Below are 16357 nucleotides of genomic sequence, written 5' to 3' on the forward strand. Positions count from 1 at the left end.
GCGCTAGCGTAGCGCGCCATTCAGCAAGGAGACAGGCATGAAAATTATCAAGCGCAATGGCAGTGAAGTTGCCTTTGACCTCTCAAAAATTACCAATGCTATCCTTGCTGCAAACAAGGAAGTGCCTGCCGACGAGCGACTCACCGACCGTGAAGTTCAGTTTGCTTCTCTCAACGTCGAGGAAGAATGCAAGCAGCTCGCTCACACCGTGTCCGTCGAGGAGATTCAGGACCTCGTTGAGGACCAGCTGATGAAGCTTGACCGCTTCTCCGTGGCCCGTAAGTACATCATTTATCGCTATGTACAAAATCTCAAGCGCCAAAAGAACACCACCGATGACCGTATTTTGTCTTTGATTGATTCCAACAATGAGGAAGCAAAGCAGGAAAATTCCAACAAGAATCCTACTGTCGTTTCTGTCCAGCGTGACTACATGGCAGGCGAGGTTTCTCGCGACCTAACCGACCGCAAACTGCTCCCCGAAGACGTTGTCAAAGCTCATCAAGAAGGTATCATTCACTTCCACGACTCTGACTATTACGCACAGCGCATGCACAACTGTGACCTCGTCAATCTCGACGACATGCTGCAAAACGGTACTGTAATTTCGGGCACTATGATTGAAAAGCCGCATTCCTTCTCGACGGCTTGCAACATTGCAACCCAGATTATTGCCCAGGTTGCCAGTTGCCAATATGGCGGCCAATCAATCTCGCTAGAGCATCTTGCTCCCTTTGTTGATATCTCCCGCAAAAAGATCCGTCGTTCGGTCTATGCCGAGATGGAATCTATCGGGTTTGATGCTTCAAATGAGCAAATCGAAATCATGGTCGAGAAGCGTCTCCACGACGAGATTGCCCGCGGCGTCCAGACCATCCAATACCAGGTAGTCACCCTGATGACCACCAATGGCCAGGCACCCTTCATCACTGTCTTTATGTATCTAGGTGAAGCGCGCGACGAGCAGACCAAGCGTGACCTTGCTCTCATCATTGAAGAGACGCTGCGTCAGCGCTACCAGGGCGTCCGTAACGAAGCGGGTGTCTGGATTACGCCCGCCTTCCCCAAGCTTATCTACGTGCTTGAAGAGGACAACGTCCGCGAAGGTACACCCTACTTCTATCTCACCAAACTCGCAGCCAAGTGCACCGCAAAACGTATGGTGCCCGACTACATCTCTGAGAAGAAGATGAAGGAATACAAGCTCTCTACTGGTGAGACCGAAGGCAACGGTGATTGCTATACCTGCATGGGTTGCCGTTCCTTCTTGACACCTGACCGCAGCGCCAACGGTGGCTATGACAACATCTCCCGCGCAAAGAACTATGTCCCTGGCAAGCCCAAGTACTATGGACGCTTCAACCAGGGTGTTGTGACCATCAATCTTCCTGATGTTGCTCTTTCCTCTGGTGGCGACATGAACAAGTTCTGGAAGATTTTTGATGAGCGTCTGGATCTCTGCCACAAGGGTCTGCGTTGCCGTCACGATCGCCTAGTAGGCACGCTTTCCGACGCAGCACCTATCCTTTGGCAGTACGGCGCACTCGCCCGTCTTGACAAGGGTGAAGCCATTGACAAACTGCTCTATGGTGGTTACTCCACCATCTCACTGGGTTACGCAGGACTCTATGAGTGCGTAAAGTTCATGACTGGTCGCAGCCACACCGACCCCGAGGCAAAGCCCTTTGCTCTACAGGTTATGCAGCATATGAACGACCGCTGTGCTGAGTGGAAGGCTGCTGAAGATATCGATTACAGCCTGTATGGCACGCCCATTGAGTCCACCACCTATAAGTTTGCTAAGTGTCTACAGCGCCGTTGGGGCATCATCCCTGGCATTACGGACAAGGGCTATATCACCAACAGCTATCACGTCCATGTGAGCGAAAAGATTGATGCTTTCACCAAGCTCCAGTTTGAAAGCGAATTCCAGCGTCTATCCCCTGGCGGTGCTATCAGCTACGTTGAAGTTCCCAATATGCAGGACAACCTTGAGGCTGTTGTTGCCGTTATGCAGTTCATCTATGACAACATCATGTATGCCGAGCTCAATACCAAGAGCGATTATTGCCAGGTTTGTGGCTATGACGGAGAAATTCAGATTGTCACCGATGACGATGGCAAGCTCGTGTGGGAATGCCCCAACTGCCACAACCGCGATCAGGACAAGATGAACGTAGCACGTCGTACCTGCGGCTATATTGGCACCCAATTCTGGAACCAGGGCCGTACACAGGAGATTAATGATCGTGTGTTACACCTCTAAAGCATAGCACGGTGCCTGTCTGCTACTACATTCGGCGTCCACATGTATGACTCGGAGCCAGGGAAGTTTTGCTTCCCTGGCTTCTTTTAAGCACTTGTAGGATACAAACCGCAAATGCAAACCACAGATGGTTCAAGGATGGGGCACAAACCGCAAATGGTTCAAGTTTCGGAGTTGGAGTACACAAAACAGCTGGTCATTTTTTTCGGTAGACCGAAGGATGAACCATTTGAGTGAATACAGGCCGAAGGATGAACCATCTGTATGAATGCAGGCCGAAGGATGAATCATCTTTCGAAATGAACCATCCATCGAAATTTTGGCGACGCGGGAGATGGGCATCTGGTAGCACAGATAGAGGCAAGAAGGAACCTAGCAGCGTGGATAAAGACAATCTCAGGGAACATAAGTTGATACAAATCGGTATAAGTTACTATAAGTTAGTATGAGCCGAAACAGCTTGGTTAAAGTCAGCATACTCCCGCGTGCATCCCCCGAAAGGAAGACCACCATGGCAATTAATCCTTTTAAACCTACAGCGGGAAAACTCCCTCCCATCCTTATTGGCCGTCAGGCAATTATCGACGATTTCAGACATGGGCTGCTCAACGGCGCCGGCGCACCGGAGCGTCTGATGCTGCTGACGGGTCAACGCGGCTACGGCAAGACTGTTATGCTCACAGAACTTGGAAAAGTCGCGCTTCAACAAGGTTGGGAGCTCGTTTCAGAAACCGCAACCGCTGGTATGTGTGAGCGCATGATAGAGACACTAACTGCAGGAAGTCCTCGAGTAACGGGGGCAGATTTAGGACCAAGCATTGGCATTGGCAATATCGCAAGTCTGAGCCTAGGTCATGTCGATTTTTCCATCGAGCAGCAGGCACTCACTTTGCGTAGCGCTATTAACGAGCGCCTCAAGAAACTCCCGCCTGGACGTGGCATATGCTTTTCTATTGATGAAGCACAAGCAGCGTCTTTGGAAGATATGACTATGCTTGCCACTACCGTACAACACGTTATCCGCGACCAAGATTTGACCAACGCCAGTGATAAAGACCAAAAGGGTATAGCCCTTGTCTTTGCTGCACTTCCTTCGCTCATGGATGACTTACTTAATGACAAAGTTCTCACTTTTTTGCGACGAGCAGTTCAACGAAAATTGGGTCCGGTTCCTATTGTTGAGGTAAAAAATGCATTCATTACTTCGATAACACATTCAGGAAAGCAAATCGACACGACTTTGGCACTACATGCTGCACAGGAGACATTTGGTTACCCGTATATGGTGCAACTCGTGGGTTACTACATGTGGCAAGCAGCAGAAAGTCGCAGATCCCAACAGATCGAAGAGACCGACTTTAAAGAAGGACTGCGCGATGCAGTACTGGCATTTGAAGATGCCGTCTGTGCACCTGCATTTAAGGGTCTAACCCTTGCTCAACAAAGCTTTGTCATGGCTATGTTGCCCGACCAACCTCACGCTAGCAAGGTTGCAGATATTGCCGAACGTGTACATAAAAGCCAAAGCTGGGTTAGCAAATACCGTGCAAGTTTGATTGATGCGCGTGTCATTGAATCAGCAGGTTATGGGCACGTCCGCTTTGCAGTCCCCTACCTCGTTGAATATCTTATAAAACAAGACAAACACGAATGCTGACAGTACAAATAACCACAGATAACAAGGCAATTTTTCATGTAACTCACTAAAAACGGCTCCAAGCAATGATGCTGGGAGCCGTTTTTCTAGGCTATGACAGTCTCGAATTACTTCTTCAACTTCTTTGAGGCAAGCAGAGCAGAGCCACCCGCTAGGGCCATCATTGCTGTGCCACCCAAAACGCCTGCGTCACCTGTCTGAGGAAGTGCAGACTTGCGCGTCTTTACCACACGTTTGGTAGTTTTCTTGGAATGTGTCTTGGAGGCAGGTTTACTGGGTTTGGTATCAGGCTTGTTAGGCTCAGGATTGGGCTTGGGACTTTCCTTCTTTGCAAACACGGCATAGACGGTAATATCCTCCGTTACGGGAGTATCAGCAGTAAAGCTTGTGCCGCTGCCGTCAGCAACAGTATTCCAGCCCTCAAAGCTATAACCATCCTTAGTGGGATCTGCAGGCATTGCTTGGCCTTCATCTGCGCCAGTAGCAATAGTTTTGCTGTCCTCAACATTTACCTTGCTAAGCTCTTTGCCATCTTGGATAAAGGTAACGCTGTGCTTCTTAGGAGCGGAAATGCGGAAGCTATAGGTCATGAGATTGGGCTCGTCTGCAGGAGCTGCCTCATCGCGGCCTTCAGTATTCTGCTTGGCAGCAAAGACGTAGGGAAGACGGGAGAACTGATGTGCATCGTTTTCTGCGACTGAATCATCCTTATTAATGATTGCATCATTATCGCTTGACATGATGGTATCCGAGGCACCATACATGTAAGCGGTTGCTGTGAGATTGGTGTCAAAGGGTGCCTTATCTGTAACTTTAAGGCCATCAATATGAAGGGAAATATCCTTCCAATTTATGGCATTAATCTTCCTGTATAGCTCTTTGAGCATCTGGTAATCATTTGCGGGCTGGTTCATACGCGCCTTTACTACTAAGCGTTTGCCATCTTTTTCTGTCGTGGCAGCGAGAGTAAAGTTGTCTAGCTGGGAAAGCTTATAAGTCGTAGCATCCGTTGCTTCAAGTCCCTCGGGCAAATCGAGAACAAATACCAACTCACCGTCTTGAACAGCCAATCCGGTTTCTGGCATATTACGCTTCATGAGCTCTTGTGCAGGAAACTCTGAATTGATAATCGAAACCAGCATGGTATTCATAACCTTGCGATAAGTTTCCAGATTAACGCTCATATCCAGATTGATGGTGTCACCAACTTTGTGTTGCGCAATATCTGTACTCGACATTTTGTGCTCAGTAATATCACCATAGATGTTGTAGTCATTTGCTTCGTCTTTAATCAAATCCTTGTACTCATCAAGACCATAGGGCATCCATTGAGCTCCGCCCTTCCAGTAGTTATATTGTTCGTTAGGATTCTCTTTATGAGGGTAGTATCCTTCATCGCCTGGTTTCTTGGTATATGCTTCTACGAAGCCATCAAGCCAGAATTTTTCATCCTCTTCGAATTCCTGATTATTCTCTTCACGAATGCCAGCGTTAGGAAAAACAAAAGTTGAGTTTGCTATTTTGTAGATATTTTCACTTGCCCAGTTTGCTTTGCTGGTCTCAAAAAACTCATTGAGATAGGTTGGGATAACAAGACCTTCTTTGCCCTCGTTGAAGGAAGGCTGCAGGTGGTAGTTCAGCTCGGCCCAGTAGTTGCCATCAACAACTTGCTTCTGATCTTCTGGCATGGGTGCGACTTCGGCAAGCGCTGCGGTGGGAATACCACCAAGAGCAAGACTAAGACCAAGAGTCACTGCGGCAATACGACTTAGGTGCGGCTTGAGAGTCATGCGAGTTCCTTTGCTGTTTTTCTCTTAGGAGGACGAAATTATTTGTTGACACGTCCATCCACCTGCATCACTAAATGCACTCGTTACATCACCTTAAACTATCTGAAAGAAAAATGCACAGCTCAAGCAGTCATTCATGCCCCAAAAGGGCTAAACCTTACGTCAAATGTTCCAGCGTTTCTAAAATTTGTTCAGTTTTTTGCTCAGGCTGTCTCTCAATAGGCGGAAAGACCAAAATAACCGAAAACAGATCTGCATCTACTGCAAGTTTCAAACTCCCACCTTGCAACTCCATCAGGCTCTGAGCAATCGACAGACCCAAGCCCGAACCTTCGGTCGTGCGTGAAGAGTCTCCCTGCACAAAGCGCTCCAGCAGTTCCTCCGCACTTATATTCAATTGCGTCGCAGAGATATTCTTGCAGCTAATTTCTACTCCCCCCTCAGCTGAGGGCTTGGCACTGAAATAGGTTCTTGTTCCCGCCATGGCATACTTAGACACATTGCTAAGGATATTGTCAAAGATACGACCCATCTGCCTACCATCGGCCTTAATCATCAGCGGCTCATCGGGAGTAGTACATATCAGCTGAATGTTCTGCTTGTCCAAACGCTCTGTCCACTCACCACCCGCCTGCGCTACCAGCACAGAAGCATCCAGCGGCGCCAGCGCAACTGAGATATTGCCCGTCTGTGCCTTTGAAGCCTCGATTAAATCCTCAATGAGCTTCCTTAGACGCAGGGACTGACGGGCAAGCACATCAGAGCATTCCTCAAGCTTGTCTTCATCGCGACCCCCCGGAGCAATTGCAAGCTCAGCAGAAAGCAAGTCAGCATAGTTGATGACCGAGGTTAACGGTGTCTTGAGATCATGGCTCACATTGGCAATGAGCTCGGTACGGAGACGCTCAGCACGCACCTTATCCTGCTCGGCATCAAGGCTCCGGCGCAGTGCTTTCGCCCGTTCATCTGCAGCTACCGAGCTAGCTTGTGCCAACCTGTTGACATCACTTGCAAACCCACGAAGATTACCGCGCATCAAACTTTCATCCACTTGCGCCGTAAAATCACCAGCAGCTAGACGCTTAACCGTCTTGCTTATCTCGTCAAGACGAGCCTGGCGTTCACCCAGCATTACAAAACTCAGTGAACAAATTGCCAGTATCAAAAGTATGGCAAAAATATCTACAGTTCCACAAAAGAGCACCAGCACAACAACGACAGCATACCCCAGCGCCCAGCGCCAAAGATGCAACCAAGCGGTTTTGATATCGTCGACCATATCCCAATGCTTTGCCACAAATAGCATGCAAGCCACCATTGCACAATCAAGAGTGGTAATGATGTAGTAGCCCTCAGGAAAATCGCTCATGCCATATGCGGCATAGACAAAAAATGCATGGATCAGAGGAACCAACAAAAAGACGCTGATAATCGCCAAAATACACATGAGCCAAACCCAAATAGCACCGGCATGCTCATTGGGGATTTGCTGGTTGTTGCGCTTCACCGTGCGCCTCCCATCTTGTAGCCGCGGCCCCAAACCACCATAAGATAGCGAGGCTCAGCAGGGTTAATCTCTATTTTTTCTCGCAGGTGACGCACGTGAACGGCAACGGTATTTTCACAGCCATACGAAGGCGCACCCCAGACTGCTTCGTAGATTGCAGCGGGACTGTAGACACGTCCAGGATGCTGCATGAGGAAATGGCAGATGTCATATTCTTTGGGCGTAAGCGCAACCGCTTCGCCATCTACGGTAACTTTTTTTGCTGCGTCATCAAGCTCGATGCCACCAAGGACAAGCGTCGCGGTGGCCTCCTCTTCCTGAGGATTAGCTGCGCCTAGGCGCTTGTATCGGCGCAATGCGCTACGTACACGTGCCAATAACTCCGCAGGCACAAAAGGCTTGGTTACATAATCATCCGCACCCAAATCGAGACCGAGCACCTTATCCGCATCCTCACTTTTTGCTGTGAGCATAATCACAGGAACATTGCTGAGCTTGCGGATTTCCACCAGCGCCGCCGGACCATCCATCACAGGCATCATCACATCAAGCAAAACCAAATCGATGGGACTGCCTGCCTCAATCCCCTGTTCTACCGCCGCAACAGCTTGTTCACCGTTGTAGGCACAAAACAGCTCATAATCGGGATTTTGCAGGTAAATCTTGAGTGCACCAACAATATCATGGTCGTCATCTACCAAAAGAATGCGATACATCTGAGCTCTTTCTCAAGCAGACCATTGCATTGCAAGACAATGTGCGGTCAGGGCGGCTGGTATACATGCAAGACTATTTTCTCACGAGGATATATGAGTTTGCAGGCGCTAAGTTCTGCTTGTCAGACTTGACTTTTGCGCAGGACCCACAGATTTTGAATCTGGCCCTCAAGCTCGTCATAGGTCCAAATCTTATTGGAGCGTTCTTTGCTATTGGGATCACATACCACGATGCCATCATCCTTGAGACCTGCAAGGACAATAAAGTGACCGGTCTTGGTAAAGTCGCCTTTACCCATGATGCAAATAATAGGGTTGCCTACTTCGAGGTTGGCCTTAACACGTGCCTCTTGCAGGGGGATTTCGGTCACATCTAAGCCTAGTTTTCGGCCACCCTGAAATATGAGCGCCCAAGCACTGCCTTCACCATTGACCGCATAACCCTGAGCTGTTGCAAACTTGCCCATCGCAAGGGGCGACATCGACGTGTCACCCGTAAGATAGATATAGGCCATCGATAAACAGCTAGGGCCACAGCCAGAAAGTGCGAAATACTGACCAGCATAGCTGGTATAGCCCCAGCGCTCGTCCCACTGCAAGAAAAGAGGAACTATTTTACTCTGAGCGTATTCCGAAAGATCAATAGTTGGATGATCGTTGTGGTGCTTGTCGTAGTCCAAAACAAACTGGCGGGCTTCGGGATTGCGTTCAAACAGACTTACAAGCTCAGCAGGAGTTGTCTTTGAGGGACGCTGCCAGGGCAAATAGCCCTGCCGCAAACAGATGGCTCCAAGAATAATGAGTGTGAGGACAAAAAGAATGGTGAGACGCTTGAACCAGCCGCGATAACGATGTTGGCGGCGCGCACGACGCTGGTAGGACTGCAGGGTTGAAGCGCTGCGACTATAGCGCGTTGCGCTACCTTTATAGACAGCATCGTTATAGGGCGCAGACCCTCCGCGGATGGCTTCCATGCACCCTCCTTTCCTGATACGGACATTTCACGACATGGGTGTATCGCTCAAGCAAATTATCCGTTGACCGCACTTTAAGGAACCAGAGGCAAAATTCGAAAGATTTCCTTAACTTCGAATACCTAGGCGTATCTAGCAAATCAAATGGCTTTTTGCCTTAGACATTTAGTCCCATCTCAACCAGCGTCAAAAGAATTATTACAAAACACATCATCTAGTAGGTATAAATCAGTTTTGGGTCTATACTTTGTGGCTACCGACTACTACGGCAGGAGAGCACATGAATTACGCCACTATTAAATACTGCGATATTGCCAATGGTATTGGCGTAAGAACGACGCTGTTTGTGTCTGGCTGTCGTCGCGCCTGTCCGTTTTGCTTTAATCCCGAGGCATGGTCTTTTGAATATGGCAATCCTTTTGATGAGACAGTACAGCAGCAGATTATCGATAGCCTCAAGCCAGACTATATCCAAGGTCTTACTCTGTTGGGTGGCGAACCCTTCGAACCAGCCAATCAACGTGGATTGGTGGATTTTCTTGAGCGTGTGCGCCGAGAATGTCCAAATAAGAGTATCTGGTCGTATTCAGGCTTTACTTGGGAGGAAATTATGGGTGAAGACGCACCACATCCTCCCTATGACAAGCTGGGTGTCTCACCAGTAACCGAGGTGACCGAGCGTTTTGTTTCTTGCTTGGATGTACTGGTAGACGGACCGTTTGTTCAAGCAAAAAAAGATATTACCCTTTGTTTTCGTGGTTCTTCTAATCAGAGACTAATTGATGTACCTGCAACTCTTGCTGCACGAAAAACTGACCCTGCTCACCCCGTTATCCCCTGGAAAGACGAACCTGTCTTTTCCACACATACGATGTAACCTGACGGAATTCAAATAAACCGAGAAGTGCGCTGGCGAGCTGCCAACGCACTTTTTGTTGCGAACAATTGGCGATCATACACAAAGTTAGGACTTTGCTTGACCTATGCAAATGGAATGACTGTATCGCCCACTTTGACACGAGCAACATCGTTAACATCAATGATTTGAGGAAGCCAGATAGAGGTCTTGATCTGCTGCTTTTCGGCGTTGCGATCAATCATGCCACCGCCATTACTCTTAAATTTGATAACCTGTCCATCAACCATCGTCAATTCAATAGGTATCTCGAGATAGCTGTCCTCTTGGGCGCTCATCTTGTCGGGAGTCTTGCCACTAGGCACATCACTGAAATCATCCATACGGTCATCAGTAGTGAAATCAAGACTCAATGCCACGGGAGACAAGCTACCAGAGCTTAGCTCAGCAGCATGTCCGTTGTAGTTAAACTTGCTCGCCTTTTTGAGATCATGACCCGTATTCTCATAATCCATCTTGAAGCTCAAATCCCAGGTGCCCTTTTGCACAGTAGTCTTGCCTGCGTCTTCACCCATACAGGCGAGGTTCTTAAGGTGAACGTCCATCGTAGCACCAGTAACCTTGGCATCCGTTGCCATCTGTACGACATACTGGATAGAGTTATCGCTAGGATCTGCATCGTAGAAATAGGAAGCACCATACTGTCCATGCATCACAGGTTCAACAGTCACCAAACCAGTACTAAGATCGGTGCTACTATCCTCAAAGCCTAGAGGCAGCAGGCCATTTTTGTCAGGCTTGATATCAAAGACACTGCCATCATCTTTGGCAAGCGAAAACACGATAGCGTAACTGCTGTCATCGCCAATAATTGAGTCAGCGGTAACTGTCATGCCATTGTTGCTCGCTGATACACCGATAGGACGACCGACCTTGTTGACAATCTCGGTCTTTGGCTCTTTTCCAAAGAGCTGAGCTGCAGCAAGGGAAGGATTGATACGAATGATGCCCATAGCAACAGCGACGCCAGTACCTGCGATAAGTACGGCGCTTACGGAAGCAACAGCAACCACCACAAGGCGCGGCAAAGCATGGGACTTCTTCTTGAAGGGAATCACATTAGCCTTTACTTTCTGCGCGGAATTCTGCTGGAAAGCCAGCCGCTCGCGCTGTTCAATCTGCTCTGCTTGAGCGACAAGATGCTCTGCCATCTGAGCTTTTACGGTCTCAGAGAATTTCAACTCATCCATAGAGTTGCGAAACTGGGTACTCATCGTGCATCCCCCTCTAGAAGTTTGCGTAGACGGCGACGCTCACGGCTAAGGCGAGCCGTAACTGCAACTTCACTGCTTTCGGTCATTTCTGCAATCTGACGTGCGGAAAGGTTCTCGTAGTAATACAGATAAATCGCCATGCGCCACGCTGGTGGCAGCTGCTGAAGTTGAGCCAAAACATTGCTGGAAGCGGAGCTTTGCTCGATATATTCGGGGGCCACTAGATCCCATCCTGTGGATTCGCGCTTGGCATCGAGAGAATCGACACGCGAATACTGAGCACTTTTGAGCTGATCTTTGCAGGCATTAATGGTGACTCTGATAACCCAAGCACGTTCGTACTCGGAATCCATAAATGCCTGACCGCGCCGATAACGTAACAGCAGCTTTAGCAAGACGTCCTGACAAATATCCTCCGCATCTGCTATCTGACCCAAATAACTGGCGGCAAGACGAAGTACGAGGTCGGCATACAAATCCACCAGGCGGCAAGCTTCGATGCTAGACATTTCATACTCTTCGGACATCTCATCCCTCCTTTCACATCTCGTCGTGGTAAGGTGCGCATTCTCACTGCATATACGAACGTACAGCGAAAAGCTGACACCAATCCCATAAAAACAGCACCATTTAGTTCTGCTGCGCGCTTGAGACAATGAGTGAATTGCTATATTTTCGAGCTGCTATATGTTCCTCATGACTAACCATTAATAAATAAGCTTGCGGTGAATCCCTCTTCCCACTTTGAATCTACTTCAAGCTGGATATGAATATCATCTGCAAGCTGTTTTGCTAAATAGAGCCCCATACCGGTGGATTTCTTTCGTAGCTCACCGGAATCGCCAGAAAATCCCCGTTCAAAGAGGTACGGGAGATCACACTCTTTTACTCCCTGGCCATTATCGGAAATCCGCAGCAACACTCCGTTTTCGCGTCCTCTGGCTTCTCTTGTTGCAAGAAAAGAAAGGATGGGCGACGCTCCGGCATACTTGATTGAGTTGCTCACCAGTTGGCGGAGGATAAATTCCAGAGCTCTCGGATCCGTGAACACGCGAACGTCCAAAGCTACGGGATCATAACTCAGCTGAAACCCTTTTTCTCTCAACGATGGCCCATAGTCCGCAAGGACTTCCTCAACACAGCCCAACAGAGAGATGTCTTGGAACAAGTAATCCTTCTTCTTGCTCTTTATGCGGTGGTAAAAAAGAATTTGGGAAACATAGCGCTGTGTTTCATTGCGGATATAGTCCAGTTTGAAAAAGAGTTCTGGCGGAATAGTTCCATCGTCGTTATCAAGAATCATCGTGAGCAGCGAAAGGGGTAATTTTATCTCGTGCGCCCATGTTTCTACGTAGTCCACATAGTCTTGTCGCTCTCTCATGCTCTGCTGAATCAAGTCGTTCTTCTGCTGAAAGCTATTGAAAAGCTGCTTTAGAATCTCTTCTTTTTCTGCACCATACAAGTCATAGAGGCTATCGAAATTTTCTGCTGAGCTTGGGTCGTCCAAATAGCGCAGCAGGACTTTTTCTTTTTGCTTTTCTTTTCGCATCAGAAGGAGACAAATGGCGATAAAAAAGACAAGGGTCGCCAAGACAATCAAGCCAATCAAAGCAGTTAAGGCTTCAATATCTGCCATCCAAAGAAGAAAGATGCAGAATCCATCGACCGCCAAAATCGTCAGCAGCCACGGCAGATAGGGCTTGATTCGCTTGAGCTCACGCATCTTGGCCATCCTTCACCAAGGCATACCCCTTGCCTTGAACATACTGGATATGCTGAGGAATTCCCAAGTCTTTTAACCTCTTTTTCAGACGCGTAATATTCACGTGGAGTGCATTTTCATCGATATACTCCGTCGTCCCCCACAGTGATTGTGACAGCTCCTTTTTGCTTAGATAAGGCGCCTCCACCAAAAGAAAGCTTTCTAGAAGCTTTCCTTGGTTTCCTGGCAAAACCACAGACTGGTCGTTGAAATACAGCGTATACGTATGGCGGTCGAGGAGGAACTGCTCGCCTTCAAGCAGATTTTTTCTCCCCTCATAGCGCTTCAATACATTAGAAATCCTTGCAAGCAGTCTTTCTTTTCGGAAGGGCTTGGTGAGGTACTCGTCTGCACCCAAATCAAGAGCTTGTAGCTCGTCTTGCAACTGATCTCTGGAGGTAAGCACAAGAACAGGGATGGCACTCTTTTTCTTGAGAGTCCGACAAATCTGGAAGCCATTTTCCCCAGGAAGATTTATATCAAGCAGAACTAAGTCCGGCGAAAGACATAGCAACTGGTCAGACACACCATGAAAGTCTTGGATACATTCGACCACATAGTCTGCTGCCTGCAGCATGGTCTCAAGTTCCCTGCGAATCATAGGCTCATCTTCGATAATTGCAATGCGTTTCGCCATAGACTTCAGTCCCCCGCCTATTCCTCCCGCGCCGGCTTCATTAGTGTCCAGAGATATTGACTACTGCTCTGCTTTACTACCCTGATATAGATTGCTTCTACGATAGCAATTAGCACAAGGATGATGACAACAATGATGAGAAGCTTTCCGCTCTGATCGCGATATGAATACGGAAGTAATCCCTGGAAGAGTGTTTTGGTTCCAAATGCAGCATTTAAGAGCGCCACGAAAATAGGAATCCCAAAGTAGCCATTAATCTGGGTATTTGCCGCACGACACAAGGTCTTGTAATCTGCACCTAGATGAATCAGTGACTGATACCTCCTATGTGCCTTTTGCTGCTCCATCAAAAACTGAATACCAATGATGGTATTTCCAATAATCAAGAAGATTGTTGCCAAATAGAGCGTGAGATATGCCGATGAGACGATATAGAAAATCTGCCTACCGGCATTTTGAATATAGCTTTCATAGGAAAGGCCAGTTCCTACCAATTGGGCGTTGATGTCAGAAATCGCCATCATCAACCCTTTTTCCTCCACGAGCTTGGGCTGCAGAACTCCTCCCAAATAGCTGCTATATTCTCCTGCCGTCAGCTGGTCAAAAAGTTCATCTGGCACAATCCAAGCAACGCCAACGCTGATAGAGCGATCGGTCACAAAGTTTGTTTGTTGGATATTTGCATCAATCCCATAACTTGCAGCATCGATTTTAACAGCAACATCTGATTTCAATAGCTCACTGAGTTTCTTGATGCTTTTCTCATCGCTAAAGAAATGTTTTCCCAGATATAGACCTACCTTATTTTCACCCAGATCCAGTGGTTCCTTTCCTGCTGCTTTCAACAGTTCGTTGTATCCGCTTTCCGAAAGAATATTGTCATTATCCCTAGTAAATTGCATAAGGCTATCTGCGAACTCACGATTATCTATCATGGAGATGACATTGTTAAGCGCTGAGGCATCTATGGCAGAGGTTCCTATATTTTCCTGATAGGCACTTCCCAGCTTTACTTCCACCAAATCCTTAAAAGAATTGCTAAGCCCTACTGAAGAAAGGGTCTGGCGAATGTCTTTTACACTCGTCGTTTCATTTGGGTCTTTTACATTCGTTGGTTCATTTGGCAGGAAGGTGTAGTCCAGTACATGGTCGTCCTCTTGAATGTGCCGAAGTGCTACTGCACTGCCATAGCCTGCTAGGCAAAAGGCAGAAAACAGGAGGAGCGAGCAGATCGCCAGCAAGGTGGAGCGAGAAACAATTCCTTCCTGTATCTGGCGGAAATTGAAGTCGTGCAGTTTCTTCTTTTTTGAGTGCTTCATCACCCATTCAATGCCAAAACGCAGTGCATAGAACAGAAGAATGGTGCCAAGCGTACCGCTAAAAAGAACAAGGAACATAAATACGAGATTTTCCCACATATGTTCAGAAAGACCCAAATAATAAGCAAAACCAAGACACCCCACTGAAGATATGAAAGCAATAAAGCATGCTTTCTGATTGATTTGTTTTTTTGCTCCGACAGGCTCAAAGAAAAGTAACTCGCCGATTTCTTTGCTTACCACGCGTTTGCTGAGAACCAATATTGCCAGCAATTTCACCAGGGAAAAGCCTATAACGGTAAAAAGAATCGCAGAGAAGGACAGGGTAAAACGATGTCCCACGATTCCGATGCCAATGAGCTTTACCGTTACGAGACTGATAGCTTCAGACAGAATCACCGCAATCGGAAGTCCAATGGCAAGCGCAATCAAACTGTCCCTGACATCCTCCATCAAAATCATGCGAAACAACGTTTTGCGTTTCATCCCCAGAGTCAGATACACGCCAAACTCATGACTCCTTCTTTCCATCTGGACACTGGACGCAAAATAAACCAGCATCAGCAAAATGAAAAGGGTAAAGACATAAAACAGGGGCACCATGGTCAAGAGGCGATTGACCGCATCGCTTTCCATCTTTGTCAAAAAGCTAATGACGTCCTGATGCGAGAGGGACAAGATGATATAGAAAGAGATAACCGACAAGACCATTGAACTAAAGTAGAGCGCGTTGTTCTTTCGATTCCTCTGGCTATTTTGAGCGACTAGCTTAGAAAACATACGGTTCACCTCCCAGTCCTGCCATAACCTTTAGAATCCTCTGATAAAAATCTTCCTGAGACTCTCTGGGCTTGTCTCGCCTAAGCTCGTGATAGAGCTTGCCATCCTGGATAAAGAGGATACGGCTGCAAAAACTGGCAGAAGCGCTGTCATGAGTCACCATGAGGATGGTGGTCTGAAAATCGCTATTCATCTGGGTAAGTTTTTCCATGAGGGTGCGCGCGTTCTTTGAATCAAGTGCGCCGGTTGGCTCATCGGCAAAGACGATTTCTGGATCCAAAATCAAGGCACGCGCCGCCGCCACTCTCTGCTTTTGCCCGCCAGACATCTGTGAGGGGAACTTATCCATCACTGAGCTGATATCCAGGTACTCTGCCAGCGTCTGCAGGCGCTTCATACTCTCCTGCTCGGGGATTTCATGAAGGGAGAGCGGAAGCAGAATATTTTCTTTTGCCGTGAGATTGTCCAAAAGCTCAAAATTCTGGAAGAGATAGCCTGTCTTGTTTCCTCGGTAATCAGAAAGTGCATCTGCATTGAATGTAGCGATATTCGTACCGTTGAGGGTAATGGTGCCTGCGCTCGGTTTTACGATGGTCGCTAGGCAATTAAGAAGCGTGGACTTTCCCGATCCACTACTACCCATGATGCCCAAAAACTCTCCTGGCATAATCTCGAAGGAGACTCCATCGAGGGCCTTGGTCACCGAGGAGCCCTTTCCATAATACTTTTTTAGACTTTCAACCTGTAAAATAGCGTTCATGATATTTACACCTCCTGGCTTCATTGTAAAAAGCTATAGGTGTAAATAGAACTTACAGC

13 protein-coding genes are annotated in these 16357 nt (G+C 47.8%); 3 read left to right on the plus strand and 10 right to left on the minus strand.

Annotated elements, in window-relative coordinates:
* Positions 1 to 37 precede the first annotated feature (37 nt).
* Both nrdD and ACO5JD_RS03575 read left to right on the plus strand, forming a co-directional pair.
* Positions 38 to 2266, plus strand: a complete 2229-nt coding sequence (gene nrdD, locus ACO5JD_RS03570) for an anaerobic ribonucleoside-triphosphate reductase (protein WP_484987644.1) — start codon at positions 38 to 40, stop codon at positions 2264 to 2266.
* A 511-nt stretch (positions 2267 to 2777) separates the two neighbouring features.
* Entirely contained in the window at positions 2778 to 3923 is a 1146-nt protein-coding gene (locus tag ACO5JD_RS03575) for an AAA family ATPase (protein WP_035438243.1), read from the plus strand.
* Positions 3924 to 4030: 107 nt separating this feature from the next.
* On the opposite strand, the gene ACO5JD_RS03580 is transcribed toward ACO5JD_RS03575, so the two are convergent.
* The 4 genes from ACO5JD_RS03580 to ACO5JD_RS03595 form a co-directional block, all read right to left on the minus strand.
* The gene (locus ACO5JD_RS03580) at positions 4031 to 5713 is read right to left on the minus strand and encodes an InlB B-repeat-containing protein (protein ID WP_484987646.1); all 1683 of its coding nucleotides are present in this window, start codon (positions 5711 to 5713) and stop codon (positions 4031 to 4033) included.
* Between the two features lie 157 nt (positions 5714 to 5870).
* A complete protein-coding gene (locus ACO5JD_RS03585) occupies positions 5871 to 7220 on the minus strand; it encodes a sensor histidine kinase (protein ID WP_484987648.1) in 1350 nt (449 codons plus the stop codon).
* Positions 7217 to 7936 carry a response regulator transcription factor gene (locus ACO5JD_RS03590; RefSeq protein WP_484987650.1) on the minus strand — a complete coding sequence of 240 codons (720 nt, stop codon included), beginning with the start codon at positions 7934 to 7936 and terminating at the stop codon, positions 7217 to 7219. The genes ACO5JD_RS03585 and ACO5JD_RS03590 overlap by 4 nt, the downstream gene beginning before the upstream one ends.
* A gap of 122 nt (positions 7937 to 8058) precedes the next feature.
* On the minus strand, positions 8059 to 8910 hold the full coding sequence (locus tag ACO5JD_RS03595) for a C39 family peptidase (protein ID WP_484987652.1): 852 nt from the start codon (positions 8908 to 8910) through the stop codon (positions 8059 to 8061).
* A gap of 280 nt (positions 8911 to 9190) precedes the next feature.
* Between ACO5JD_RS03595 and nrdG the strand changes: the two genes are divergently transcribed.
* Positions 9191 to 9787 carry an anaerobic ribonucleoside-triphosphate reductase activating protein gene (nrdG, locus tag ACO5JD_RS03600; protein ID WP_484987654.1) on the plus strand — a complete coding sequence of 199 codons (597 nt, stop codon included), beginning with the start codon at positions 9191 to 9193 and terminating at the stop codon, positions 9785 to 9787.
* A gap of 104 nt (positions 9788 to 9891) precedes the next feature.
* Here the strand turns inward: nrdG and ACO5JD_RS03605 are convergent, their stop codons facing one another.
* From ACO5JD_RS03605 to ACO5JD_RS03630, 6 genes are all read right to left on the minus strand, one after another.
* Complete coding sequence (locus ACO5JD_RS03605; protein ID WP_484987656.1) at positions 9892 to 11040, minus strand: DUF4179 domain-containing protein; 1149 nt, start codon at positions 11038 to 11040, stop codon at positions 9892 to 9894.
* Positions 11037 to 11567, minus strand: coding sequence for an RNA polymerase sigma factor (locus ACO5JD_RS03610; protein ID WP_484987658.1), 531 nt, complete (start codon positions 11565 to 11567; stop codon positions 11037 to 11039). Before ACO5JD_RS03610 ends, ACO5JD_RS03605 begins: the two co-directional genes overlap by 4 nt.
* Before the next feature lie 173 nt (positions 11568 to 11740).
* Complete coding sequence (locus ACO5JD_RS03615) at positions 11741 to 12763, minus strand: sensor histidine kinase (protein WP_484987660.1); 1023 nt, start codon at positions 12761 to 12763, stop codon at positions 11741 to 11743.
* Positions 12756 to 13439 carry a response regulator transcription factor gene (locus tag ACO5JD_RS03620; RefSeq protein ID WP_484987662.1) on the minus strand — a complete coding sequence of 228 codons (684 nt, stop codon included), beginning with the start codon at positions 13437 to 13439 and terminating at the stop codon, positions 12756 to 12758. The genes ACO5JD_RS03615 and ACO5JD_RS03620 overlap by 8 nt, the downstream gene beginning before the upstream one ends.
* Before the next feature lie 17 nt (positions 13440 to 13456).
* A complete protein-coding gene (locus ACO5JD_RS03625; protein ID WP_484987850.1) occupies positions 13457 to 15394 on the minus strand; it encodes an FtsX-like permease family protein in 1938 nt (645 codons plus the stop codon).
* Between the two features lie 133 nt (positions 15395 to 15527).
* A complete protein-coding gene (locus tag ACO5JD_RS03630; protein ID WP_021735838.1) occupies positions 15528 to 16298 on the minus strand; it encodes an ABC transporter ATP-binding protein in 771 nt (256 codons plus the stop codon).
* Positions 16299 to 16357: the final 59 nt, after the last annotated feature.

Source organism: Olegusella sp. (assembly GCF_057238325.1).